Genomic DNA, 23,826 nt, shown 5'->3' on the forward strand with positions numbered 1-23,826 from the left:
TTGAACCGCTGCCATACCGACGTATCAGCCACCGGCGGTGCTCCTGCATCTCGGTGTGTGCCATGTCTTGTTTCCCGGCGTGGCGGCGGCGACGATGATCGGCACGACGTCGTTGAGGCCGGGGAAGAATCCCATGAAGTTGACGTCGCACACGTAGGCGTTGCCGTAGGCACCCTGGTTGCCCACTCGGACAAGCCCTTTGAGGAGCAGCGGGATGTTGTCGCCGAAGAACGCCACTTGCGGTTCGACATCCATCAGGTGTCGGGCCACCCCGGGTTTGCGGTCGATGAATTCGCGCAGCGCCGGGTATACGTCGTTGGCCGATGTCGAGAGTCGGCCCATCACCCGGGACAGTGAACCCACCGAGGCCACAAGTTCCGGACGCCGCCGGTCGAGTCGGTCGACCACCTCGCGGGTTTGGATGATGACCCCGTCGAAATTGTCGTTCTGCCGAGCGAGGTTGCCGACCACCTTGTTGAGGTTGGTGATCACGTCGCCGAGGGCTTGGTCTCGTCCAGCGAAAGTCTCGGTGAGCGTTGATGTTTGGCTGATCAGCGTGGTCAGCGAGGCGGAGTCGCCCTGCAGCGACGCGATGATTCCCTTGGTGAGGTTGTCGGCGTCCTGCGGGTTGAGCAGGCTGAACAACGGCTCGTAGCCGTTGAGCAGCGCGGTGACATCAAAGGATGGTTCGGTGCGTTCCAACGGCAGCACACTGCCCGGCGGGAGCAGGCTCCGATTTCCCTCCGGCCCCAACGACAGCCCGAGGTAACGCTGTCCGACGATGTTTTGGTACGTCACCGACGCGACGGTGTTGCCGTACAGGTGCTGATCGGTTTGCACCACGAACGCGACCCGGGCCAGTTTCCCGTCGAGTTCCACGCTTTCCACCCGGCCCACCCGCACCCCGGCCATCCGGACGTCGTCGCCTTCGCGTAGCCCGTAGACATCGGTGAACAGTGCCGAATACTTGGCCGTCTCGCCGGCGACGTCACGTCGCAGGCTCACGTACACCAGCCAGGTCAGCGTCAACGCGACGACCATGAACAGCGTGAGCCCGATCAACGGGCCACGAAATCTCATTTCGCGCCTCCGGGTGCAGGTTTCGGTGCATGACTCAAAGAGACCGTGGATCCGCGGGCCACCGGTCCCAGCAGTAGCTCGGTGGCCGGCGTCGCCGCCTGCCCGGTGATGACGCTAAGCATGTTTCGCTCGTATTGGCTGCCGACGGGTCCGACGTTGCCTCCGAAGGACGATTGCGGTATCCACGGCGCCTTCGGCGCCACGGGTGCGACCCACGGCGCGTTCGGCGAAGGAGTTGCGGGAGCCCCGGGCGACGGGTTATCGGGGTTGGCGCTGCCCGGCACCGGTGGCGACGGCGTAATCCCCGGGGCCAGTGGGGGATTGGGGTCGGTGAGATCGGGGTTCGGGTTGATCAGCGGCGGTCCGACGGCGACGAGGTTTCCGTCCGGGCCGATGACTGTACCCGGCGGCGGCGCCAGATCCTTGGGCGGCTGATAGTTCTGCGGCAGCAGCACTTCCGGCATGTCGGGACGCACCGGGATCAGCGGCGCGGTAAAGCAGCTGGGCCCCTTCAGGTCCCCGTAATGCGGACAGTCCGCACGGGTGTAGGTGGAGCTGGGGGTGAAGGTCAGCATCGCGCGCATATTGCCGACATCTTGGCCCGGTACCCACACTTCGTCCATGAATCTGTTCGCCAGGTTGTCCAACTTGGTGACCGCGGGCACGAAGTTGTTCGACTTCATCGCCAACACACCCAGCACCGGGGTGAAATCGCTGGTGATGTGGATGAGTTGGTCGATGTGGTGGTCGAAGGATTGGTGCACCGTCCCGAGGGTGTCCTCGGCGCCGGAGAGCAGCGAGGTCAACTGCCCCCGCGTCTCGGCGAACGTTTGCATGGGTTCGACGGCCTGGTGCAAGGCGTCGAGCAGATCGGGGGCGGTGGCCTGCAGCCCATGGGCCGCGTCGACGAGTGCGGACACGGTCGACGGCCCGGTATCGGTGCTGACGATCGAATTCAGTTGGTCGAGAAGGCGATTCAGCTGCGCTCCGGCGTTCAGCAAGGGGACGCGGCGGTGGTCGGTGGCCGCACCCAGTGCGGCCAGGATCCCGATGGATCTGTCGTCGCGGCCACGGCCGGCGGCCGCCAGCAGGTCGCGCAGCTTGCTGACGGTGGTCTGAAACAGCACGGTCGGAAGCCGGGTGTCTTCGGGGATGTGCGCGCCGGGGCGGATCGCCCCGAACGGGCCCTCCTGTCTCGGCGAGCCCACCAGCTGCACCGACGACACCGCGAACACGTTGCTGGGCACCACGCGAGCGGTGACCCCGGCCGGAATCGACTTGGCGTACTCGGTTTTGAGATCGATGTGGACGTAGTTGGGTTTTCCGTTGGCCGCGGGGACCACGTCATCGACCGTCCCGACGAGCACGCCGTGATACTTGACGTCGGACTTCTGCGGCAGCCCGTCGCCGACGTTGACCAGATCGGCGACCACCCGGACATAGTCGTTGAGCCGGCCGATGGACTTGAGCAACATCGCGACGGTAAGCAGCGCCGCGACCACTACCACCGCCGCACCGGTGAGAAGCAACTGCCGGTCCGAGGGCCCACGGCCGTCCAGCTCAAAGGAATTCGGCTTACCCTTCACCTAGCCACCGAACCTTGCGCCGGCGTCTACCCCCCACAACGCCATGGTGAGGAGCATGTTCACCATGATCACGACGGTGATGCTGGCCCTCATTCCATGCCCGGCGGCCACCCCGACGCCCTCGGGCCCGCCGGTCGCGTAGTAGCCGTAGTAACACTGAATCGTGGACGCGATCCATACGAAGATCACGGCCTTGATCAACGAGTAGACGATGTCCTGGCCGGCCAGCATCAGTGTGAAGTAATGCAGGTAGGAGCCCGTCGAGCCACCGCTGCTGATCCCCACCACGACCTGCGTGGTCAGATAGCCGATCGCCAGGCACGCCACATACAGCGGGACGATGGCTGCGACCGAGGCGATCAGCCGCGTCGTCACCAGATACGGAATCGGGCGGATCGCAATGGATTCCAGCGCATCGATTTCCTCGGCGATCCGCATCGACCCCAACTGGGCGGTGAAGCGGCAACCGCCCTGCATGGCGAACGCCAGCGACGCCATCAGCGGCGCCAGCTCGCGGGTGTTGACCAACGAGGAGACGAAGCCGGTGGCCGGTCCGAGGCCGAGCAGGTCCAGGAAGTTGTAGCCCTCGATGCCGACCAGTGCGCCCACGGTCATGCCGAGAACGACGGCCACTCCGGCGGTTCCGCCACCCACCACGATCGAGCCGTTGCCCCAGGTGATGTTCGACAACAGCCGCAGGAACTCGGCGCGGTACTGGCGCAGCGCGAGTGGCACCGCGAGCAGCGCCCGGATGAAAAAGACCAGCAAATGGCCCAGCCGGATGATCGGCACCGTGCCCCGGCGGTAGAGCCGCAGAATCGGGACGGTGATGGGCGCGAACGGCAGGTAAGGGGCGGCCGCCATGTCAGAGCCCCGTCCTGGGCACCAACATGATGTAGAGCTGGCTGATCGCGACGTTGACGATCATCAGCAGCAGAACCGCTTCGACGACGGCGGCATTGACCGAGTTCGCGACACCCGTGGGGCCACCGACGGTGGACAGGCCTTTCTGTGCCGACACGACGGCGACGATGGCACCGAAGATGACCGCTTTGACCAACGCCAAAATCATGTCGTCCGTCGTCGCGAACGACGCGAAGGTCGACACGAAGCTGCCGGGAGCACCGTTCTGGAAATACACGTTGAACATGTAGCTCGCGAAAAAGCCTACGAAGCACACCACACCGGTGAGCGCGACGCCGATCATGATTGCCGCGGCAAAGCGCGGCACCACCAGGCGGCGGATCACCGATACGCCCATCACCTCCATCGCGTCGGTTTCCTCGCGCATGGTTCGTGACCCCAGATCGGCGGTGATCGCCGAGCCGACCGCCGAGGCCATCAAAACGGCGGCGACCAACGACGCGCCCTGCCGGATGACGGCCAGACCGCTGGCCGCGCCGGCCAGCGAGGTGGCACCCACTTGACCGGCGAGCAGGGCGAATTGAATGGACAGGGTGACGCTGATCGGCAGTGACACCAGAATCGTCGGCAATACCGCGGTGCCCGCCATGAACGCGCCCTGGCGAACAAACTCCTGCCACTGAAATCGGCCCGTCACCAGGTCGAAAAAGAAGTACTGAATGGTGCGCACGCCAAGGACGAACTGCTCGCCCACCGTCGTCAGCGAGGCGATCGGATGACGTTTGACGTAGCCGACAGACCAGTTCTGGATGGCGATGACGCCGTCTTCCCGGGTCGTCATCGGCGCGCAACCGGTAGTCCGTCTAGCAAACCTAATCTACCGGTCATTGCGCACCAGCTGCCGCCTCCATTGGCGTTCCCCCACCAATAAGTGCTCGAGTGCAGAACAGTAGAGGCCGGGTGCTGTCAAACGCATCTGCATAAAGGTAGTGTCACGAGGCCCTGTGAACTGCGGTTCTCGGTGTGTGCTGAGTCACACTAGCCTACTTGATAGGGACTTTCAATAGTGTAGAGTCACTCATCTGCGATCGTTACTGGACGGCACCGACGCGTTGGAATGTCAGCTCGACGAAGGTTATGGCATGCCCTCAGCAAACACCGGCTCGTTACGGGACCGGCGCCGCGCGGAATTACTCACGCAGATCCAGCACAGCGCGTTCGAGCTTTTCGCCAAGCACGGATTCGATACCGTCACTACCGAGGACATTGCCGCGGCCGCCGGAATTTCTATCAGTACCTATTTCCGGCATGCGCCCACAAAAGAGGGCCTTCTGGTCGATCCCGTCCGGGAGGCGATCGGCGAAATCGTTCGTTCCTACAGCGCGAGACCGCCTGACGAGTCGGCCGTGGAGGCGTTGATTCAGGTATTCGTCACACGTGCCCGCAATGCGGACGAGCTCGACAATTTGGATACCTGGCGCCATGCCATCGCCACCGCGCCGCACCTGTTGAGTAAAACGGCGCTGGTCAGCGAGACCGATCACGATAAGTTCCTCGAGCAGGTCGCCTGTCGCTTGGGCGTCGATGCCGCAGCCGACGTCCGACCCGCTCTGCTGGTTCACACAAGCTTGGCCACAGTCAAATTCGTCCTCGACCGCTGGCTGAACCCGGATACCGCCCCGGGCGGACCGTTCCACGTTCAATTGGAGGACGCGCTGCGCACCACGCTCGCCGGGTTCGGCTGACGGGTTCTGCGCACCGCGAAACAACCTGTGGGGCTTCGGGATAGCGGGTCGACGTCGTCACCTCGAGAAACCGAGGTGACTTTGCGCGCCGCCTCGTGAAACAATCGCTGGCCGTGAAGACATTCGAGGATCTGTTCGCCGAGCTCGGCGATCGTGCCCGCACCCGACCGGCCGGCAGTGCCACGGTCGCCGCGCTCGACGGCGGGATTCACGGGCTGGGCAAGAAGATCCTGGAAGAGGCCGGCGAGGTGTGGTTGGCCGCCGAACACGAATCCAACGACGCATTGGCCGAGGAGATCAGCCAGTTGCTGTACTGGGCCCAGGTGCTGATGATCGCGCGTGGACTGTCCCTCGACGACGTCTATCGGAAGCTATGAGCATGTTGCGAGTCGCCGTACCGAACAAGGGCACGCTGAGCGAGCCGGCCAGTGAGATCCTCTCGGAGGCCGGCTACCGGCGGCGCACCGATTCCAAAGACCTCACCGTCATCGACCGCGCCAACCAGGTCGAGTTCTTCTTCCTGCGGCCCAAAGACATTGCCATTTACGTCGGTTCGGGACAGCTCGACTTCGGCATCACCGGGCGCGACCTGGTGCTCGACTCCGACGCGCCGGTGCGAGAATGCCTGGCGCTGGGTTTCGGGTCGTCCAGCTTCCGCTATGCGGGGCCGGCCGGGCTCGACTGGACGACGGCCGACCTGGCCGGCAAGCGGATCGCCACCGCCTATCCGAATCTGGTGCGAAAAGATCTGTCGGACAGGGGAATTGAAGCAACCGTCATCAGACTCGACGGCGCCGTAGAGATTTCGGTGCAACTCGGCGTGGCCGACGCGATCGCCGACGTGGTTGGATCCGGACGCACCCTGAGCCTGCACGATCTGGTGGCCTTCGGTGAGCCGCTGTGTGATTCGGAGGCGGTGCTGATCGAGCGCGCCGCCGGGGACCGCGACGGCGCACAGCAGGCGGCACGCGATCAGCTGGTCGCCCGGATTCAGGGTGTGGTGTTCGGGCAACAGTATTTGATGCTCGACTACGACTGCCCGCGCTCGGTGCTGGACAAGGCCACGTCGATCACGCCGGGTCTGGAGTCGCCGACCATCGCCCCGCTCGCCGACGCGGACTGGGTCGCGATCCGTGCGCTGGTGCCGCGTCGGGGCGTCAACGAGATCATGGACGAGCTCGCGGCCATCGGTGCCAAAGCGATCCTGGCTTCCGATATCAGGTTCTGCCGATTCTGATCTCACCAGCCCGGCCCCGGCTGTGTTAGCGTCCGGCTAGAGGTGGGGGCCCGTACGCCCGCCCACTCTTAAGGTTGCCGCGTTGTTCGTCCCAGGAGGGTCGCCGTGACACATGTCCTTGTTCTGTTGCTGGCTTTGCTGATTGGCGTTGTCGCCGGGTTGCGCTCCCTGACGGCTCCCGCGGTGGTCGCGTGGGCCGCGTACCTCGGCTGGATCGACCTGCACGGCACCTGGGCATCGTGGATGGGCAACATCATCACGGTCGTCATCTTCAGCGTTCTGGCCGTCGGCGAAGTGGTGAACGACAAGCTGCCCAAGACGCCGCCGCGTACGGCGCCACCGGTCTTCGCGGCCCGACTCCTGATGGGCGGGCTCGCGGGCGCGGCGCTGGGCGCGTGGCCGCACTGGACTTTTACCGCCCTGGGAGCCGGCATCATCGGCGCGGTGCTTGGCACCCTCGGCGGCTATCAGGCACGCAAGCGCCTGGTGGCGGTCAGCGGCGGACGGGACCTGCCGATCGCGCTGCTCGAGGATGCGGTCGCGATCTTGGGCGGGTTCGCCATCGCGGCGCTGACAGGTCACGAGTTGACGGAATACCTCATCTCGGCGGTTAAGTGAGCGCGCATTTCGACGCGGTCATCGTCGGCGCCGGCCAGGCCGGGCCTTCGCTCGCGGCTCGGCTGACCGACGCGGGGCAGCGCGTCGCGATCGTCGAGCGCAAACTGATCGGCGGCACCTGCGTCAACAACGGATGCATCCCGACCAAGACGCTGGTCGCCAGTGCGCATGTCGCCCACCTGGCCCGGCGCAGCGGCGAATACGGTGTGGCGACCGGGTGGATCAGCGTGGACATGGCGAAAGTCAAGGACCGCAAAGACGGCATCATGCTCGCCGACCGCAAGGGTGTCGAGGACTGGCTCGAGGGCATGGACGGCTGCACCGTCGTTCGCGGCCACGCCCGCTTCATTGACCCGCATACCCTGCGCGTCGACGACCAGGAGTTGCACGCCGAGCGGATCTTCCTCAACGTCGGCGGCCGCGCGGTCGCGCCCGACATCCCGGGCCTGGACGAGGTCGACTACCTCACCAACGTGTCCATCCTCGAACTCGACACGCTGCCAACGCATCTCGTCATCGTCGGCGGCAGCTACATCGCACTGGAGTTCGCCCAGATGTACCAGCGCTTCGGCTCGGCGGTCACCGTGGTGGAGCGGGGCCCGCGGTTGGCCTCGCGCGAAGACGAGGACGTATCGGCCACCATCAAGGCAATCCTGCAGGCCGAAGGCGTCGAGATCATCCTCAATGCCGACGATGTGCGGATCACCAAGAACGACAACGGATTCGAACTCACTCCGCGCTCCGGTGCCGACCCGATCCCGGGCAGCCATCTGCTGATGGCGGTGGGGCGGCGGCCCAACACCGACGATCTGGGACTAGAGGCCGCCGGTGTGCAGACGGATGCCCGCGGCTACATCGTCGTCGACGATGCGCTCAAGACCAACGTCGACCACATCTGGGCGATGGGCGACTGCAACGGCAAGGGCGCCTTCACCCACACCTCGTACAACGACTATGAGATCGTGGCCGCCAACCTGCTCGACGACGATCCACGCCGGGTCAGCGACCGCATCACCACCTACGCGCTCTACATCGATCCACCGCTGGGCCGCGCCGGGATGACCGTCGGCGAGGTCCGTGCGTCGGGCCGCAAGGCGCTGATCGGTAGGCGGCCGATGACCAAAGTTGGCCGAGCCGTGGAAAAGGGTGAGACGCAAGGCTTTATGCAGGTCGTCGTCGACGCGGAAACCGACCAGATCCTCGGGGCGACCATCCTCGGGGTCGGCGGTGACGAGGCGATTCACGCCATTCTGGACGTGATGTCGGCCAAGGCGCCGTACACCACGCTGTCGCGCACGATGCACATCCATCCGACCGTCAGCGAGCTCATTCCCACGATGCTGCAGGAGATGTCGCCGCTCGATTAGCCCGGTGGCGACTATGCCGCTGGTTCGTTCGAACACGAAATAGCTTGCGCCCCAACGTTGTCCGGCCAGCCAGGGTAGGGCGGCGGGGTGCCGCCGAACACCGGGCAGTACTCGTGGTGCGGACACCAATCGCACAACCGCGATTGGCTGGGGCGGAAATCGCCGGTCTGTCCGGCAGATTGGATGGCACGCCAGATCGCCATCAAGGTCTTTTCGAAGCGCTCCAGCTCGTCGAGTTCGGGTGAGTAGTCCAGCACCTGGCCGTCGGCGAGGTAGATGAGCCGCAGCCGGGTCGGCGGCACCCCGCGGGTGCGCAGTAGCGCCACCGCATAGAACTTCATCTGAAACATCGCCTTGAACTCGGCCAGCGCTCGAGCCTCCGGCGGCGCCTTGCCGGTCTTGTAGTCGACCACCCGCAGCTCGCCGGTCGCGGCGACGTCGATCCGGTCGATGAAACCACGCAGCAGGGTGCCATCGGCGAGTTCCACCTCCACCCGCTGCTCGCAGCACTGCGGGTCGAACCGGGTCGGGTCTTCCAGCCGGTAATAACCGGACAGCAGCGCGCGAGCTTCGTCGAGTACCTGGGCGCGCTGAACGGCGTCCAGCTCGCCGAACCGGTCGGGCTCGGCGGCGATCACCTGCTCCCACGCGGGCTCCAGCAGCGAGACCGCGGTCTCGGGACCGCGCGATGCCGCGGGCAGGCCGTAGAGCTGCTCGAGCGCGGCGTGCACGACCGACCCGCGGATCTGCGCCGTCGACGGCGGCTCGGGCAGTCGGTCGATCGCCCGGAACCGGTACAGCAACGGGCACTGCTTGAAGTCCGCCGCTCGTGACGGCGACAGTGCCGGCCTCGAAGCCGGTCTGGAAGCCGCCCGCGCCTGCTCTTCTGGCTGGTCGGTCATATTCGCAGCCTAGGACGCCGTGCCGACAACCCCGAGCATCGCCGACGGCGAGTCGGCTGGCACGCTGAACGGCGTGTCCAACACCGGTCCATTCGTCGTCGGCGAGCGCGTTCAGCTCACCGACGCTAAGGGCCGCCACTACACGGTGAAGTTGACCGAAGGTGCGGAGTTCCACACTCATCGCGGCGCGATCCCGCACGACACGATCATCGGGCTGGAACAGGGCAGCGTGGTCAAATCCAGCAACGGCAACCCGTACCTGGTGCTGCGCCCGCTGCTGGTCGACTACATCATGTCGATGCCGCGGGGGCCCCAGGTCATCTATCCCAAGGACGCCGCTCAGATCGTGCACGAGGGCGACATGTTTCCGGGGGCCCGCGTGCTGGAGGCCGGAGCCGGGTCCGGCGCGCTGACCTGTTCGCTGTTGCGTGCGGTGGGACCCGACGGGCGGGTGGTGTCCTACGAAGTGCGCGCCGATCACGCCGAACACGCGCGGCGCAACGTGGACGTCTTCTTCGGCGCAGCGCCGGCCAATTGGGAGCTGATCATCGGCGACGTCGTCGACTCCGGGCTGCCCGACGGCTCCTTCGACCGGGCCGTGCTGGACATGCTGTCGCCGTGGGAGGTGCTGGACGCCGTATCGCGGCTCGTCGTCGCCGGTGGGGTGCTGCTGATCTACGTGGCCACCGTCACCCAGCTGTCGAAGGTGGTGGAGGCGCTGCGGGCACAGGGGTGCTGGACCGAACCGCGCGCCTGGGAGACGATGCAGCGCGGCTGGCATGTCGTCGGCCTGGCGGTCCGGCCGCAGCACACCATGCGGGGCCACACCGCGTTCCTGGTGGCGTCGCGACGACTCGCGCCGGGCACGGTGGCCCCGATGCCGTTAGGCCGCAAGCGGGCGGGCAGGGACGGCTAGGCCCGCTAGTCGTCCTCGCTGCGCGCCAGCGAGCGTCGCACCGACAGCAACTCGAACTCGGGATGCGCGGCGACCAGACGTTCGGCCGCATCCAGGACTTCGACCGCATGCGCCCGGTCACCGGACACGACGGCCACCCCGATGCCCGCTCGCCGATACAGATCCTGCGAACCGGTCTCGGCGGCCGACACACTGAACTTGCGGCGCAACTCGGCGACGACGGGGCGGATCATCGAGCGCTTCTCCTTGAGCGATCGCACGTCGCCCAGCAGCACGTCGAATTCGAGCCAGGCGATCCACATCAGCCGGGCGGAGGTTGCGCGGGCGCGGACTCGGGAGGCGGCGGAGCCGGGGCGGCTGACGGCGGAGCGGGCGAAGGAGGTGGCGGCTGGACCGGTTCGGGCGGAGGGGGCAGCGGAGGCGTCGGGCTGGGTGGCGGGGACGGTGAGGCCGACGAGTTGCCCAGCGCCAACAGCATTTCCGCTGTCTTCCGCGAAAGCTGCCAGCCGCCCGCCAACGCGGCGAACTCCATCGGGAAGGTGAACGCGCCGTTGGGTCCCTTGGCGGTGTTGACGCTGACCGTGGCCACCACGTTCGCCGGATTCTTGTCCGACCACGCGATGTTGTTCGCCACGAACGTCATCGGCAGGTAGCCGTTGTCGCGCAGCGCGTTGATGAACTTGTCCAGCGTGGCCGCACTCTCCGGCGTCGCGCCTTCGACGAGGTTCACCTTGTTGGTGCCCGGGACGTTCGGATCGACAAGCCGGTTCAGCACCTCGACCAGAGCTTCGGGCACCGGCAGCGGCGCGGTCGGGGGAGCCGCGACGATCAACGGACTCGACGTCGGCGCCGGCACCGCCGAATTCGTCGACGGCAGCACCTTGGGTTCGCTGTGCGAGCATGCCGCGAGCCCGAAGGCCGCCACGGCGGTGGCGGCGCTCAACGCTACGGACAGATGTTGGTGCATCCCTTGAACCGGCCGGGCTATTCGGCGCCGTCTGATTCGAGGCCTGATTCTTGGAGGGCGGCGGTTGCCGCGATCTGGCCAACTGGTGCAATGGAAGTCACAGTTGGAAACATTGCGTTGATGACCGCGACCACGGCAAGGCCTGTGGTGAGGGGTTTTGCGGTCAAGGGGTGTCCTTTCGGTGGTCCCAAATCGACGCCGAGGTTACCAGCGGGAGTAAAGACGCGACTTTTGATGGCTTTTGAGTTCACGCATGAACGGCCAATCGCCGGTAGCGTTGTAAGGATCCACCGCATCAATTCGGGGCGGGAAAGGAGCGCAACATGGGTGAGTCAGAGCGTTCTGAAGCATTCGGGATCAATCATGAAACCGGCATGTCCAGCAGCGATGCTGCCGAGCTGGAACAGCTGCGCCGCGAGGCCGCGGTGCTGCGCGAGCAACTCGAGCAGGCCGCCGAATCGCCGCCCGGCACGCGCTCCGCGCGCGATGTGCATCAACTCGAAGCGCGGATCGACTCGCTTGCGGCCCGCAATTCCAAATTAATGGAAACTCTTAAAGAGGCCCGGCAACAACTGCTGGCGCTGCGGGAGGAAGTCGATCGGCTGGGGCAGCCGCCGAGTGGTTACGGCGTTTTGCTCGGGACGCACGAGGACGAAACCGTCGACGTGTTCACCTCGGGTCGCAAGATGCGATTGACGTGCTCGCCCAACATCGAGGTGTCCGCGCTGCGCAAGGGACAGACGGTCCGGCTCAACGAAGCCCTGACCGTCGTCGAGGCCGGGACGTTCGAATCCGTGGGTGAGATCTCGACTTTGCGTGAGGTGCTCAACGACGGGCATCGCGCTTTGGTCGTCGGCCACGCCGACGAGGAACGGATCGTGTGGCTCGCCGAGCCCCTGGTGGCAGAGGACTTGCCCGACGGCGTTCCCGACGCACTCAACGATGACACCAGGCCGCGCAAGTTGCGGCCTGGCGACTCTCTGCTGGTCGACACCAAGGCCGGCTACGCGTTCGAGCGCATCCCCAAGGCCGAGGTCGAGGACCTGGTGCTCGAAGAGGTGCCCGACGTCAGCTACCAGGACATCGGCGGTCTCACTCGCCAGATCGAGCAGATCCGCGACGCCGTGGAGCTGCCGTTCCTGCACAAGGAGCTCTACCGGGAGTACGCGCTGCGTCCGCCCAAGGGTGTGTTGCTCTACGGCCCGCCCGGGTGCGGTAAGACGCTGATCGCCAAGGCGGTCGCCAACTCGCTGGCCAAGAAGATGGCCGAGGTGCGCGGCGACGACGCCCGCGAGGCCAAGTCGTACTTCCTCAACATCAAGGGCCCCGAGCTGCTGAACAAGTTCGTCGGCGAGACCGAGCGGCACATCCGGTTGATCTTCCAGCGTGCCCGCGAGAAGGCGTCCGAGGGAACACCGGTGATCGTGTTCTTCGACGAGATGGACTCGATCTTCCGCACCCGCGGTACCGGCGTCTCCTCCGACGTCGAGACCACGGTGGTCCCACAGCTGCTGAGCGAGATCGACGGTGTGGAGGGTTTGGAGAACGTCATCGTGATCGGCGCCTCCAACCGCGAGGACATGATCGATCCCGCGATCCTGCGGCCCGGACGTCTCGACGTGAAGATCAAGATCGAGCGGCCCGATGCCGAAGCGGCGCAAGACATCTTCTCGAAGTATCTGGTCGAGACGCTGCCGGTGCACGCCGACGACATCGCCGAGTTCGACGGCGACCGGTCGGCCTGCATCCACGCGATGATCGAAAAGGTCGTCGAGCGGATGTACGCCGAGATCGACGACAACCGGTTCCTGGAGGTCACCTACGCCAACGGTGACAAGGAAGTCATGTACTTCAAGGACTTCAACTCCGGGGCGATGATCCAGAACGTCGTCGACCGCGCGAAGAAGAACGCGATCAAGTCGGTGCTCGAGACCGGCCAGCGGGGTCTGCGGATCCAGCATCTGCTCGACTCGATCGTCGACGAGTTCGCCGAGAACGAGGACCTGCCCAACACCACCAACCCCGATGACTGGGCGCGGATCTCGGGCAAGAAGGGCGAGCGGATCGTGTACATCCGCACCCTGGTCACCGGCAAGTCGTCGAGCGCGTCGCGCGCCATCGACACCGAATCGAACCTCGGCCAGTACCTCTAGGGATCCAATCCCTAAGCGGCTCAGTCGAATTCGAACGAGTAGCTGTTCGTCAGGTCGTCCTGCGTCACGCGGGCGGGGCGGCTTGTCGTGTCGACCCGCAACGTCTCGTCGAGCACGCGCGGCTGATAGCTCCAGCCCGGCGGCAGTGTGAGCCGCTCGGCCAGCCCGGCCAGGTCGGCCCGCGACAGGTTGGGGTCGGCCACCTGGCTCCAGGTCTGCATGACCCAGCGCTTGCCGTCGGGATCGACCAGCTCGTAAATCTCTTCGCCGGCGTTGAAGACGAAGACCGTGTTGCGGGTCACTTCGTTGACGGTGTAGGGCGCGGGGTTCATCGACGACAGCGCGACGGTGGCCTGCTTGATCATCTCGATGCCGCCGAACGTCATCCGCTCCTGCGGACCGTCGGCCTGCTTTTCGATCGTGTTCATCAGCCAGTAGCGCGGGCCGTTGAGCAAGGCCGCGGCGGCGCCGTGTTCGGCCGCGATGGCCTGCGGGTCGAGCTTGGACCACAACTCGGCCGGACAGTCGTTGAGTCCGAAGCTGTTGTAGACGGTGGCTTGTGGGCCGGCCTCGCCCACCTCGACGAGAAGTACTTCGCCATAACGCTTCCCGGACAGGTCGGTCACGTGCTTACTCGCTTTCTGTCGATGTGTCAGATTCGTCGGCGACGTTGCCCAGATAGCGGTTTCGAGCGGCCAGGGCGGTATGCAGGTCGTCGATCAGTGGGTCGAGGAACATCCCCCGATATTCGTCGTCGTCGACCGCTCGGGCGCTGATGTACATGAACGTCAGCGCGCCCAGGAACAGGCACATGTGGATCAGCGAGTCGGGGGCGGGGAACGTGAAGCCGAACACCGTCGAGGTGGTGGCGGTGTTGTGCGCCCATTCTTTGAGCAACGGCGGCGTCAGGATGATCAGCCCGAGGATGAGATACATCGTGGCACCGACGGCGGCCACCACCAGGATCTCGATGAGCTGCGAGGTCGCCAGCAGGAACACCACATTCAGGCGTTCGGCGCGCTTCAGCGGTGAGCCGGCCGAGGGATCATGCATCGTGGCGAAAGGCGTGCCGGCGAGGTAGTCGCTGCCTTCGGGCAATGACGCCGTCGACTTCAGCAGCGGCCGCACCCGTTCCACGGTCTTGGAGACGACGAATGTCCCCGCAATGCCGAGCAGAAAGAAGATGGCCAGCGAGAGCCGTTCGCCGTTGATGTTCGCGGCCATCAGCCAGACGTAGGTGTTGAAGAACACCAACGCGGTCAGCAGCACGATCGGCAGCGCCCGGACCGCCAGCGTGCCGACCGTGGACAAATGCTCCAGCGTCATGCGCACCGCCCAGGCGAGCACCGACCCGACGCCAGAGCCGGTCAGCAGCAGCACCAGCAGCAGGATGACGCCATCGCGGGTCAGTTGGACGGGGCCGGATTCGATGAGCCCGCACGAGACCGCGACGGCCAACGCCGCCGTCGCGACGGTGGTGCGGCTGCGCCCGCTCGATATCCGGGATACCAGCCACCCGAGCAGGGCGGCCAGCGGGAGAGCGATGGCGAGCAGCGCGAGGATCACCCATTGGTGGGTCGTCGGCGTTCCGTTGATGAAGACCTCGTTGCCGTCGCTGACGAGATAGACGCCGAGTAGGCAGGCTTCCACGGCCGCCCAGGCGGCCAGCATCGGAGCGCACCGCGGCCAGAGCCGTCGCCATCGGCCTCGCGTGGTGAGCACCGACGGCAAACCGCGCTCCAGGAACCACCTTTCAGCCGCGGCCGTCGCTGCCTTCTGGCTGTTCGGCGTGCGGCGTGCAGTTACGTCCACACCGGCACACCCTAGTGGCGCAGCAATCCGTGTGCCTGCCGTTTCGCGCAGGTCAGTATTTGTTCAGGAGAACGCCCGGCGATTGGCGCGAATCACCTTTAACCAAGGGGTGTTTCGACGGTGGGCAGCTCCCCGGCGCGGGGCACCACGTCGGCGGGCCTACGCTTAACGCATGCAACGGATTATCGGGACGGAGGTCGAGTACGGTATTTCGTCGCCGACCGACCCGACCGCCAACCCGATCCTTACTTCGACTCAGGCGGTGTTGGCCTACGCGGCCGCCGCCGGCATTCAGCGCGCCAAGCGCACCCGCTGGGACTACGAGGTGGAGTCGCCGCTGCGCGACGCCCGCGGTTTCGACCTGAGCCGCTCGGCCGGCCCGCCGCCGGTGGTCGACGCCGACGAGGTCGGCGCGGCCAACATGATCCTGACCAACGGGGCGCGGCTCTACGTCGACCACGCACACCCCGAGTACTCCGCACCCGAGTGCACCGACCCACTGGACGCGGTGATCTGGGACAAGGCCGGTGAGCGGGTGATGGAGGCCGCCGCGCGCCACGTCGCCAGTGTGCCCGGAGCCGCCAAGCTGCAGCTCTACAAGAACAACGTCGACGGCAAGGGCGCCTCGTACGGATCGCATGAGAACTACCTGATGAGCCGGCAGACGCCGTTCTCGGCCATCATCGCCGGTCTGACGCCGTTTTTCGTGTCCCGGCAGGTGGTCACCGGCTCCGGGCGGGTCGGCATCGGCCCCTCGGGCGACGAGCCCGGCTTCCAGCTGTCCCAGCGCTCCGATTACATCGAGGTCGAGGTCGGGCTGGAGACCACGCTCAAGCGCGGCATCATCAACACCCGCGACGAGCCGCACGCCGACGCCGACCGGTATCGCCGGCTGCACGTGATCATCGGCGACGCCAACCTCGCCGAGACGTCGACCTACCTGAAGCTGGGCACCACGGCGCTGGTGCTCGACCTGATCGAAGAGGGCCCGCAGCACGGCATCGACCTGAGCGATCTCGCGTTGGCCCGGCCGGTGCATGCGGTCCACGCGATCAGCCGCGATCCTTCGCTGCGCGTCGCGGTGGCCATGGCCGACGGTCGGGAACTGACAGCGCTTGCGCTGCAACGGATCTACCTCGATCGGGTGGCCAAACTGGTCGACGGCCGCGACCCCGACGCGCGGGCAGCACACGTTGTCGAGACCTGGGCGCACGTGCTGGACCTGCTCGAGCGCGACCCGATGGAGTGCGCGGAGCTGCTGGACTGGCCCGCCAAGCTGCGACTGCTCGAGGGGTTCCGGCAGCGTGAGAACCTGAGCTGGTCGGCGCCCCGGCTGCACCTGGTGGACCTGCAGTATTCCGATGTCCGGCTGGACAAGGGACTGTACAACCGGCTGGTCGCGCGCGGTTCGATGAAGCGTCTGGTCAGCGAACACCAGGTGCTCGAGGCGGTGGACAACCCACCGACCGACACCCGCGCGTACTTCCGTGGCGAATGCCTGCGCCGATTCGGCGCCGATATCGCCGCAGCCAGTTGGGACTCGGTGATTTTCGATCTCGGTGGCGATTCGCTGGTGCGCATCCCGACGCTGGAGCCCCTACGGGGCAGCAAAGCGCACGTCGGAGCCCTGCTGGACTCCGTGGACAGTGCCGTCGAACTGGTGGAACAACTGACGAGCTGAGGCTTGTTAACCAAAGAACCTCGGCTTTGACCGGTAGGGTAGAGATACCAACGGGCAGCTTAAGCGGCCAGTAAGCAAGCTCAGACATAGCAGGAGGCGGCGATGGCGCAGGAGCAAACCAAACGTGGCGGTGGCGGTGGCGACGAAGATGACGTCGCTGGCACCACGGCTGCGGGCCAAGAGCGTCGCGAAAAACTGACCGAGGAAACCGACGACCTGCTCGACGAGATCGACGACGTCCTGGAGGAAAACGCCGAGGACTTCGTCCGTGCGTATGTCCAAAAGGGCGGACAGTGACCTGGCCTTTCCCCGATCGCCTGTCCACTAACTCGGCACTACCCGGATTTTCTGCTGTAAATGCGTCCTCATTCGCGGACTTGTTGCGCCGTCAGGCGCCGGAGTTGCTCCCGGCCGTCCTGGGTGGCAGCGGCGGTCAATCTGGGCGTGACGTCGGCCTGCCGCACGGCACCACGATCGTCGCCCTGAAATACCCCGGCGGTGTCCTGATCGCCGGTGACCGACGCTCCACGCAGGGCAACATGATCGCGGGCCGGGACGTCAAGAAGGTCTACATCACCGACGACTACACCGCGACCGGCATTGCCGGCACCGCCGCGATCGCCGTCGAATTCGCCCGCCTGTACGCGGTCGAGCTCGAGCACTACGAGAAGCTGGAAGGCGTCCCGCTGACGTTCGCCGGCAAGGTCAACCGGCTCGCGATCATGGTGCGCGGCAACCTGGCCGCCGCGATGCAGGGGCTGGTCGCGCTGCCGCTGCTGGCGGGATACGACATCCACGCGGCCGACCCGGAAAGCGCCGGGCGCATCGTCTCGTTCGACGCCGCGGGCGGCTGGAACATCGAGGAAGAGGGCTACCAGTCGGTGGGGTCGGGGTCGATCTTCGCCAAGTCATCGATCAAGAAGCTGTATGCCCAAGTTAGCGACGGCGACTCCGCGCTGCGGGTAGCCGTGGAGTCGCTGTACGACGCCGCCGATGACGATTCCGCCACCGGCGGACCGGATCTGGTGCGCGGCATCTTCCCCACGGCCGTCACCATCGGCGCCGAAGGGGCCGCCGACGTGCCCGAGAGCCGCATCGCCGAATTGGCCCGCGAGGTCATCGAAAGTCGCTCGCGCGCCGACACTTTCGGCCCGGATGGCGGTGAGAAGTGAGCTTCCCGTACTTCATCTCGCCTGAGCAGGCGATGCGTGAGCGCAGCGAGCTCGCGCGCAAGGGCATCGCCCGGGGCCGCAGCGTGGTGGCGCTGGCCTACGCCGGCGGTGTGCTGTTCGTCGCGGAGAACCCGTCGCGGTCCCTGCAGAAGATCAGCGAGCTCTATGACCGCGTCGGCTTTGCCGCCGCGGGCAAGTTCAACGAGTTCGACAACCTGCGGCGCGGCGGCATCCAGTTCGCCGACACCCGCGGCTACGCCTACGACCGCCGCGACGTCACGGGTCGGCAGCTGGCCAATGTCTACGCGCAAACCCTCGGCACCATCTTCACCGAGCAGGCCAAGCCGTATGAGGTCGAGTTGTGCGTCGCCGAGGTCGCGCACTATGGCGAGACCAAACCGCCTGAGATGTACCGGATCACCTACGACGGGTCCATCGCCGACGAGCCACACTTCGTGGTGATGGGGGGCACCACCGAGCCGATCACCACCGCGCTCAAGGAGTCGTACGCGGAAAACGCCGACCTGCGCGGCGCTTTGGGAATTGCCGTCGACGCGCTGCGAGCCGGGAGCACCAACGGCGGTGACGAACACAGTCTGGACGTGACCAACCTCGAGGTCGCCATCCTGGACGCGAGCCGGCCGCGGCGCGCGTTCCGGCGCATCGGCCGATCCACGCTGGAAAGCTTCCTGCAGCATTCGAAGCATTCGAAATCCGAGGACGATGCCCCGGATTCTGACGACGAGTCTTAGCCCGTGGGCGCGGCTGCTGACCGTCGCGCTCACACAACCAGTACCCTCGATGATGTGCAGCGACGAATCATGGGCATCGAGACCGAGTTCGGTGTCACCTGCACGTTCCACGGCCATCGCCGCCTGTCCCCGGACGAGGTAGCGCGCTACCTTTTCCGCCGGGTGGTGTCATGGGGTCGCAGCTCCAACGTGTTCTTGCGTAACGGCGCTCGGCTGTACCTCGATGTGGGCAGCCACCCCGAGTACGCCACCGCCGAGTGCGACAGCCTGGTGCAGCTGGTCACCCACGACCGGGCCGGGGAATGGGTGCTGGAAGACCTACTCGTAGACGCCGAGCAGCGGCTTGCCGACGAAGGCATCGGCGGCGACATCTACCTGTTCAAGAACAACACCGACTCGGCGGGCAACTCCTACGGGTGCCACGAGAATTACCTGATCGTGCGGGCCGGTGAGTTCTCCCGGATCTCCGACGTGCTGCTGCCCTTCCTGGTCACCCGCCAGCTGATCTGCGGGGCCGGCAAGGTGCTGCAGACCCCCAAGGCCGCGACGTTCTGCCTGTCGCAGCGCGCCGAGCACATCTGGGAAGGCGTTTCGTCGGCCACCACCCGCAGCCGCCCGATCATCAACACCCGCGACGAGCCGCACGCCGACGCCGAGAAGTACCGGCGCCTACACGTCATCGTCGGCGACTCCAACATGTGCGAGACCAGCACCATGCTCAAGGTGGGCACCGCCGCGCTGGTGCTGGAGATGATCGAATCCGGCGTGCCGTTCCGAGACTTCTCGCTGGACAATCCGATCCGTGCCATCCGCGAGGTCAGCCACGACATCACCGGCCGCCGTCCGGTGCGGCTGGCCGGCGGGCGTCAGGCCAGTGCGCTGGACATCCAACGCGAGTACTACACCCGCGCCGTCGAGCACCTGCAGACCCGCGAGCCCAACGCGCAGATCGAGCAGGTCGTCGACCTGTGGGGTCGCCAGCTCGACGCCGTCGAGAGCCAGGACTTCGCCAAGGTGGACACCGAGATCGATTGGGTGATCAAGCGCAAGCTGTTCCAGCGCTACCAGGACCGCTACAACATGGAGCTGTCCGACCCCAAGATCGCCCAGCTGGACCTGGCGTATCACGACATCAAGCGCGGTCGCGGCGTGTTCGATCTGCTGCAGCGCAAGGGATTGGCGACGCGCGTCACCACCGACGAGGACATCGCCGAGGCCGTCGACAACCCGCCGCAGACCACCCGCGCCCGGCTGCGCGGCGAGTTCATCAGCGCCGCCCAGGCGGCCGGTCGCGACTTCACCGTCGACTGGGTACACCTCAAGCTCAACGACCAGGCCCAGCGCACCGTGTTGTGCAAGGACCCATTCCGGGCCGTCGACGAGCGGGTGAAGCGGCTCATCGCCAGCATGTAGCGGCTGCCTGCCCGTCATCAGTGACACCCGCACCCGCGCCCGTCACACCAGTCACATTGGCACCCCCGTGGGTTGGCCTAGTCGAAGTGCAAACGCGATATCGCATGCGCTATCACATTTCAGAACCACCTGTGCCTTCCGAAATTGAAACGCGTGTGGCCAGTGTGGCGATGGCGAGTCGGTGCGCGCGCCGGGAGCGGGCCATCTAACCTTGAGCAAATGGCGACCTCGAAAGTCGAACGGCTGGTCAATCTCGTCATCGCCTTGCTGTCCACTCGCGGCTACATCACCGCCGAAAAGATTCGGTCCAGTGTGGCGGGCTATTCGGAAAGCCCCAGCCTCGAGGCGTTTTCCCGGATGTTCGAACGCGACAAGAACGAACTGCGCGACCTCGGCATCCCACTTGAGGTCGGTCGGGTGTCGGCGCTGGACCCCAGCGAGGGGTACCGCATCAACCGTGATGCCTACTCGCTGCCGCCGGTCGAGCTGACCGCCGACGAGGCGGCCGCGGTCGCCGTCGCCACCCAGCTGTGGGAGTCACCGGAATTGATCACCGCGACCCAGGGCGCCCTGCTCAAGCTGCGCGCCGCCGGTGTCGACGTCGACCCCGAGGCGCCGGTGGCCATCGCCTCACCGGAGGGTGTGCCGGGACTGCGCGGCTCCGAGGATGTGCTCGGAATCCTGTTGTCCGCCATCGATTCCCGTCAGGCCGTGCAGTTTCCGCATCGGCCATCGCGTGCCGAGCCCTACACGATGCGCACGGTCGAGCCGTGGGGCGTGGTCACCGAGAAGGGCCGCTGGTATCTGGTCGGCCACGACCGTGACCGCGACGCCACCCGCACCTTCCGCCTCTCCCGCATCGGCACCGACGTCGAGCCGATCGGCCCGGCCGGCGCCGTCACCGTCCCCGACGGCGTCGACCTGCGCAAGATCGTCGCGCAGACGGTCACGGACGTTTCAGGGACACCGACCGGCGCGCAGGCCCTGGTGTGGGTCGCCGACGGGCGGGCCACCGCATTGCGTCGCGCCGGACGGTCCACCGGTATCCGGCAACTAGCTGGCCGTGACGGCGAGGTGATCGAGCTCGAGATCAGCTCGAGCGACCGGCTGGCCCGCGAAATCGCCGGATACGGCGTCGACGCCGTCGTACTCGAGCCGCAATCACTGCGCGACGACGTGCTGGCCCGGTTGCGCGCCCAAGCGGAGACACCGGCATGACCCCCGTATCGACCCGCCTGGTCCGGCTGCTCAACATGGTGCCGTATTTCCAGGCCAACCCGCGGATCACCCGCGCCGAGGCCGCCGCCGAGCTGGGCGTCTCGGCCAAGCAGCTCGAGGAGGACCTCAACCAGCTGTGGATGTGCGGCCTTCCCGGCTACTTCCCGGGTGATCTGATCGACTTCGAGTTCTCCGGTGACACCATCGAGGTGACGTTCTCGGCGGGCATCGACCGCCCGCTCAAGCTCACCTCGCCGGAGGCCACCGGTCTGCTGGTCGCGCTGCGGGCGCTGGCCGACATACCGGGCGTGGTCGACCCGGAGGCGGCCCGCAGCGCCATCGCCAAGATCGCCGCCGCGGCCGGCGCCGTCGGACAGGACGCGACGGGTACGGTCACGGCGATCGACGAGCCGGCGCCCATCGAGAGCCGCGCCGCGGCCACCGTCCGCACCGCCGTGCAGTACAAACACGCGCTGGCAATCGACTACTACTCGGCCTCGCACGACACCCTGACCAGCCGGATCGTCGACCCCATCCGGGTGCTGCTGATCGGTGGACACAGCTATCTGGAGGCGTGGTCGCGCGAAGCCGAGGGCGTGCGGCTGTTCCGCTTCGACCGGATCGTCGAGGCCACCGAGCTGGGCGAGCCGTCCGCCCCGCCCCAGCCTGCGCTGCAGGCGCCGCCGGACACGTCGCTATTCGACGGCGATCCATCGCTGCCGTCGGCCAAGCTACGGGTGTCTCCGGCCGCGTCGTGGATGTTCGAGTACTACCCGATGCGCGACGTGCGCGAGCTGCCGGACGGATCGTGCGAGGCGGTCATGACGTATGCCTCCGAGGACTGGATGACACGCCTGGTGTTGGGTTTCGGGCCGGACGTGCGAGTGGTCGAACCGCGCTCCCTTGCCCAGCGGGTACGGGAGGCCGCGGCGGCGGCCTTGGGGTCATACCAGGCTGTGACGTTCTGACCCTACGGCGCGGGCACACCGGCAGTTGGCCGCGCTGCGGTAGCATCGGGTGGACGTCTGGAGGTAATGAAAGTGGGCAGTCTTAGTCCCTGGCACTGGGCGATCCTCGCGGTCGTCGTGATTCTGCTGTTCGGTGCCAAGAAGCTCCCGGATGCAGCGCGCTCGCTGGGCAAATCGATGCGCATCTTCAAGTCCGAGCTGCGCGAGATGCAGTCTGAGAACAAGTCCGACGCGCCATCCATCGAAACCCCTGCGGCGGCCCCCCAGCCCGTGCAGTCGCAGCGGGTCGACCCGTCGGCGGCAACCGAGCAGGGCCACCCCGAAGCGCGTCCCGCTTAGCCGGGAATCGGCTTCGTTGGCCAAGATGGTGCCCGAGCGCCACTGACCGACCGTCGTGAAAGCATTCAAAACTCCAGCGCGCACTGCTGCGTTCCTGAAGCATCTCAACCCGCGCAACAGGCGCAGTCGGACCAATCCCGACGCGACGATGTCGCTGGTCGACCATCTGACCGAACTGCGCACCCGGCTGCTGATCTCGTTGGCGGCGATCCTGGTCACCACGATTCTCGGATTCGTCTGGTACGGCCATCCGCTGTTCGGGCTGCAGAGCCTGGGCGAGTGGCTACGCCACCCCTACTGCTCGCTGCCGCAGTCCGCGCGCGCCGACATCAGCGCCGACGGGCAATGCCGGTTGCTGGCCACCGCGCCGTTCGACCAGTTCATGCTGCGGCTCAAGGTCGGAATGACGGCCGGGATCGTCATGGCCTGCCCGGTGTGGTTCTACGAGCTGTGGGCGTTCATCACGCCCGGGCTGTATCAGAAGGAACGCCGCTTCGCGATCGGGTTCGTGATTCCCGCCGCGTTGCTGTTCGTCGGCGGTGCGATCCTGGCCTATTTCGTGCTGTCCCAGGCGCTGGGCTTCCTGCTGACCGTCGGCAGCGACGTGCAGGTGACCGCGCTGTCGGGCGATCGCTATTTCGGCTTCCTGATCAACCTGCTGCTGGTGTTCGGATTCAGCTTCGAATTCCCGCTGCTGATCGTAATGCTCAACATGGTTGGTGTGCTGCCCTACGAGAAGCTCAAGGCCTGGCGGCGCGGCCTAATCTTCGCGATGTTCGTGTTCGCGGCGGTGTTCACCCCCGGCTCCGACCCGTTTTCAATGACCGCGCTGGGCGTCGCGCTGTCCGTGCTGCAAGAGCTGGCCATCCAGATCGCCCGCGTCCACGACAAGCGAAAAGCCAAGCGCGCAGCCCAAACCGCGATCCCCGACGACCAAGCGTCGGTCATCGAGCCGGCCGGACCCATATCCGAGCCCCCGTCCCACCCGCAGCCCCAGCCTTCGTACATCGCCGGGCAACACGACGACGTCACCTAA

At 66.1% G+C, this 23,826-nt stretch carries 25 protein-coding genes; 16 read left to right on the top strand and 9 right to left on the bottom strand.

Annotated features, from left to right (window positions below; genetic code table 11):
* Positions 1 to 24: 24 nt before the first annotated feature.
* From SKC41_RS22515 to SKC41_RS22530, 4 genes are all read right to left on the bottom strand, one after another.
* Positions 25 to 1,080 carry an MlaD family protein gene (locus tag SKC41_RS22515; RefSeq protein WP_330979884.1) on the bottom strand — a complete coding sequence of 352 codons (1,056 nt, stop codon included), beginning with the start codon at positions 1,078 to 1,080 and terminating at the stop codon, positions 25 to 27.
* Complete coding sequence (locus tag SKC41_RS22520) at positions 1,077 to 2,555, bottom strand: MlaD family protein (RefSeq protein ID WP_330980095.1); 1,479 nt, start codon at positions 2,553 to 2,555, stop codon at positions 1,077 to 1,079. The genes SKC41_RS22515 and SKC41_RS22520 overlap by 4 nt, the downstream gene beginning before the upstream one ends.
* Before the next feature lie 111 nt (positions 2,556 to 2,666).
* On the bottom strand, positions 2,667 to 3,530 hold the full coding sequence (locus SKC41_RS22525) for an ABC transporter permease (protein WP_330979885.1): 864 nt from the start codon (positions 3,528 to 3,530) through the stop codon (positions 2,667 to 2,669).
* A gap of 1 nt (position 3,531) precedes the next feature.
* Positions 3,532 to 4,371, bottom strand: a complete 840-nt coding sequence (locus SKC41_RS22530) for an MlaE family ABC transporter permease (protein WP_330979886.1) — start codon at positions 4,369 to 4,371, stop codon at positions 3,532 to 3,534.
* Positions 4,372 to 4,672: 301 nt separating this feature from the next.
* On the opposite strand from SKC41_RS22530, the gene SKC41_RS22535 reads away from it, so the two are divergent.
* The 5 genes from SKC41_RS22535 (at position 4,673) to SKC41_RS22555 (ending at position 8,497) form a co-directional block, all read left to right on the top strand.
* Positions 4,673 to 5,275 carry a TetR/AcrR family transcriptional regulator gene (locus SKC41_RS22535; protein WP_330979887.1) on the top strand — a complete coding sequence of 201 codons (603 nt, stop codon included), beginning with the start codon at positions 4,673 to 4,675 and terminating at the stop codon, positions 5,273 to 5,275.
* Between the two features lie 95 nt (positions 5,276 to 5,370).
* Complete coding sequence (locus SKC41_RS22540; RefSeq protein WP_090603224.1) at positions 5,371 to 5,652, top strand: phosphoribosyl-ATP diphosphatase; 282 nt, start codon at positions 5,371 to 5,373, stop codon at positions 5,650 to 5,652.
* Positions 5,653 to 5,654: 2 nt separating this feature from the next.
* The gene (gene hisG / locus SKC41_RS22545) at positions 5,655 to 6,512 is read left to right on the top strand and encodes an ATP phosphoribosyltransferase (RefSeq protein WP_330979888.1); all 858 of its coding nucleotides are present in this window, start codon (positions 5,655 to 5,657) and stop codon (positions 6,510 to 6,512) included.
* A 105-nt stretch (positions 6,513 to 6,617) separates the two neighbouring features.
* The gene (locus tag SKC41_RS22550; RefSeq protein WP_330979889.1) at positions 6,618 to 7,130 is read left to right on the top strand and encodes a DUF4126 domain-containing protein; all 513 of its coding nucleotides are present in this window, start codon (positions 6,618 to 6,620) and stop codon (positions 7,128 to 7,130) included.
* Complete coding sequence (locus tag SKC41_RS22555; protein WP_330979890.1) at positions 7,127 to 8,497, top strand: FAD-containing oxidoreductase; 1,371 nt, start codon at positions 7,127 to 7,129, stop codon at positions 8,495 to 8,497. The genes SKC41_RS22550 and SKC41_RS22555 overlap by 4 nt, the downstream gene beginning before the upstream one ends.
* A gap of 11 nt (positions 8,498 to 8,508) precedes the next feature.
* Here the strand turns inward: SKC41_RS22555 and SKC41_RS22560 are convergent, their stop codons facing one another.
* A complete protein-coding gene (locus SKC41_RS22560) occupies positions 8,509 to 9,399 on the bottom strand; it encodes a RecB family exonuclease (RefSeq protein ID WP_330979891.1) in 891 nt (296 codons plus the stop codon).
* A 73-nt stretch (positions 9,400 to 9,472) separates the two neighbouring features.
* On the opposite strand from SKC41_RS22560, the gene trmI reads away from it, so the two are divergent.
* On the top strand, positions 9,473 to 10,315 hold the full coding sequence (gene trmI / locus SKC41_RS22565) for a tRNA (adenine(58)-N(1))-methyltransferase TrmI (RefSeq protein ID WP_330980096.1): 843 nt from the start codon (positions 9,473 to 9,475) through the stop codon (positions 10,313 to 10,315).
* A 5-nt stretch (positions 10,316 to 10,320) separates the two neighbouring features.
* Here trmI and SKC41_RS22570 read toward each other — a convergent pair whose 3' ends face one another.
* Positions 10,321 to 10,617, bottom strand: coding sequence for a DUF503 domain-containing protein (locus SKC41_RS22570; protein ID WP_330979892.1), 297 nt, complete (start codon positions 10,615 to 10,617; stop codon positions 10,321 to 10,323).
* The gene (locus SKC41_RS22575) at positions 10,617 to 11,282 is read right to left on the bottom strand and encodes a hypothetical protein (protein ID WP_330979893.1); all 666 of its coding nucleotides are present in this window, start codon (positions 11,280 to 11,282) and stop codon (positions 10,617 to 10,619) included. The genes SKC41_RS22570 and SKC41_RS22575 overlap by 1 nt, the downstream gene beginning before the upstream one ends.
* 323 nt (positions 11,283 to 11,605) lie before the next feature.
* Here SKC41_RS22575 and arc point away from each other — a divergent pair, with 323 nt between their 5' ends.
* Entirely contained in the window at positions 11,606 to 13,435 is a 1,830-nt protein-coding gene (arc, locus tag SKC41_RS22580; protein ID WP_330979894.1) for a proteasome ATPase, read from the top strand.
* 20 nt (positions 13,436 to 13,455) lie between these two features.
* Here arc and SKC41_RS22585 read toward each other — a convergent pair whose 3' ends face one another.
* A complete protein-coding gene (locus tag SKC41_RS22585) occupies positions 13,456 to 14,091 on the bottom strand; it encodes a hypothetical protein (protein WP_330980097.1) in 636 nt (211 codons plus the stop codon).
* Entirely contained in the window at positions 14,066 to 15,247 is a 1,182-nt protein-coding gene (locus SKC41_RS22590) for a hypothetical protein (protein WP_330979895.1), read from the bottom strand. Before SKC41_RS22590 ends, SKC41_RS22585 begins: the two co-directional genes overlap by 26 nt.
* 172 nt (positions 15,248 to 15,419) lie before the next feature.
* Between SKC41_RS22590 and dop the strand changes: the two genes are divergently transcribed.
* From dop to tatC, 9 genes are all read left to right on the top strand, one after another.
* On the top strand, positions 15,420 to 16,928 hold the full coding sequence (gene dop / locus SKC41_RS22595; protein ID WP_330979896.1) for a pup deamidase/depupylase: 1,509 nt from the start codon (positions 15,420 to 15,422) through the stop codon (positions 16,926 to 16,928).
* 102 nt (positions 16,929 to 17,030) lie between these two features.
* A complete protein-coding gene (locus SKC41_RS22600) occupies positions 17,031 to 17,225 on the top strand; it encodes a ubiquitin-like protein Pup (protein WP_330979897.1) in 195 nt (64 codons plus the stop codon).
* Positions 17,222 to 18,100 carry a proteasome subunit beta gene (gene prcB / locus SKC41_RS22605; protein WP_330979898.1) on the top strand — a complete coding sequence of 293 codons (879 nt, stop codon included), beginning with the start codon at positions 17,222 to 17,224 and terminating at the stop codon, positions 18,098 to 18,100. Before SKC41_RS22600 ends, prcB begins: the two co-directional genes overlap by 4 nt.
* Positions 18,097 to 18,852, top strand: coding sequence for a proteasome subunit alpha (gene prcA, locus SKC41_RS22610; RefSeq protein ID WP_330979899.1), 756 nt, complete (start codon positions 18,097 to 18,099; stop codon positions 18,850 to 18,852). Before prcB ends, prcA begins: the two co-directional genes overlap by 4 nt.
* A 54-nt stretch (positions 18,853 to 18,906) precedes the next feature.
* On the top strand, positions 18,907 to 20,265 hold the full coding sequence (pafA, locus tag SKC41_RS22615; RefSeq protein WP_330979900.1) for a Pup--protein ligase: 1,359 nt from the start codon (positions 18,907 to 18,909) through the stop codon (positions 20,263 to 20,265).
* Between the two features lie 219 nt (positions 20,266 to 20,484).
* Positions 20,485 to 21,483, top strand: a complete 999-nt coding sequence (locus tag SKC41_RS22620; protein ID WP_330979901.1) for a helix-turn-helix transcriptional regulator — start codon at positions 20,485 to 20,487, stop codon at positions 21,481 to 21,483.
* Positions 21,480 to 22,451 (top strand): helix-turn-helix transcriptional regulator, encoded by a 972-nt coding sequence (locus SKC41_RS22625; RefSeq protein WP_330979902.1) that lies wholly within the window; start codon positions 21,480 to 21,482, stop codon positions 22,449 to 22,451. The genes SKC41_RS22620 and SKC41_RS22625 overlap by 4 nt, the downstream gene beginning before the upstream one ends.
* A 72-nt stretch (positions 22,452 to 22,523) precedes the next feature.
* Positions 22,524 to 22,790: a Sec-independent protein translocase subunit TatA gene (tatA, locus tag SKC41_RS22630; protein WP_330979903.1), complete on the top strand. Its 267-nt coding sequence runs from the start codon at positions 22,524 to 22,526 to the stop codon at positions 22,788 to 22,790.
* Between the two features lie 55 nt (positions 22,791 to 22,845).
* Entirely contained in the window at positions 22,846 to 23,826 is a 981-nt protein-coding gene (gene tatC / locus SKC41_RS22635; RefSeq protein WP_442931753.1) for a twin-arginine translocase subunit TatC, read from the top strand.

This window comes from Mycobacterium sp. 050128 (assembly GCF_036409155.1).
Taxonomy (GTDB): domain Bacteria; phylum Actinomycetota; class Actinomycetes; order Mycobacteriales; family Mycobacteriaceae; genus Mycobacterium.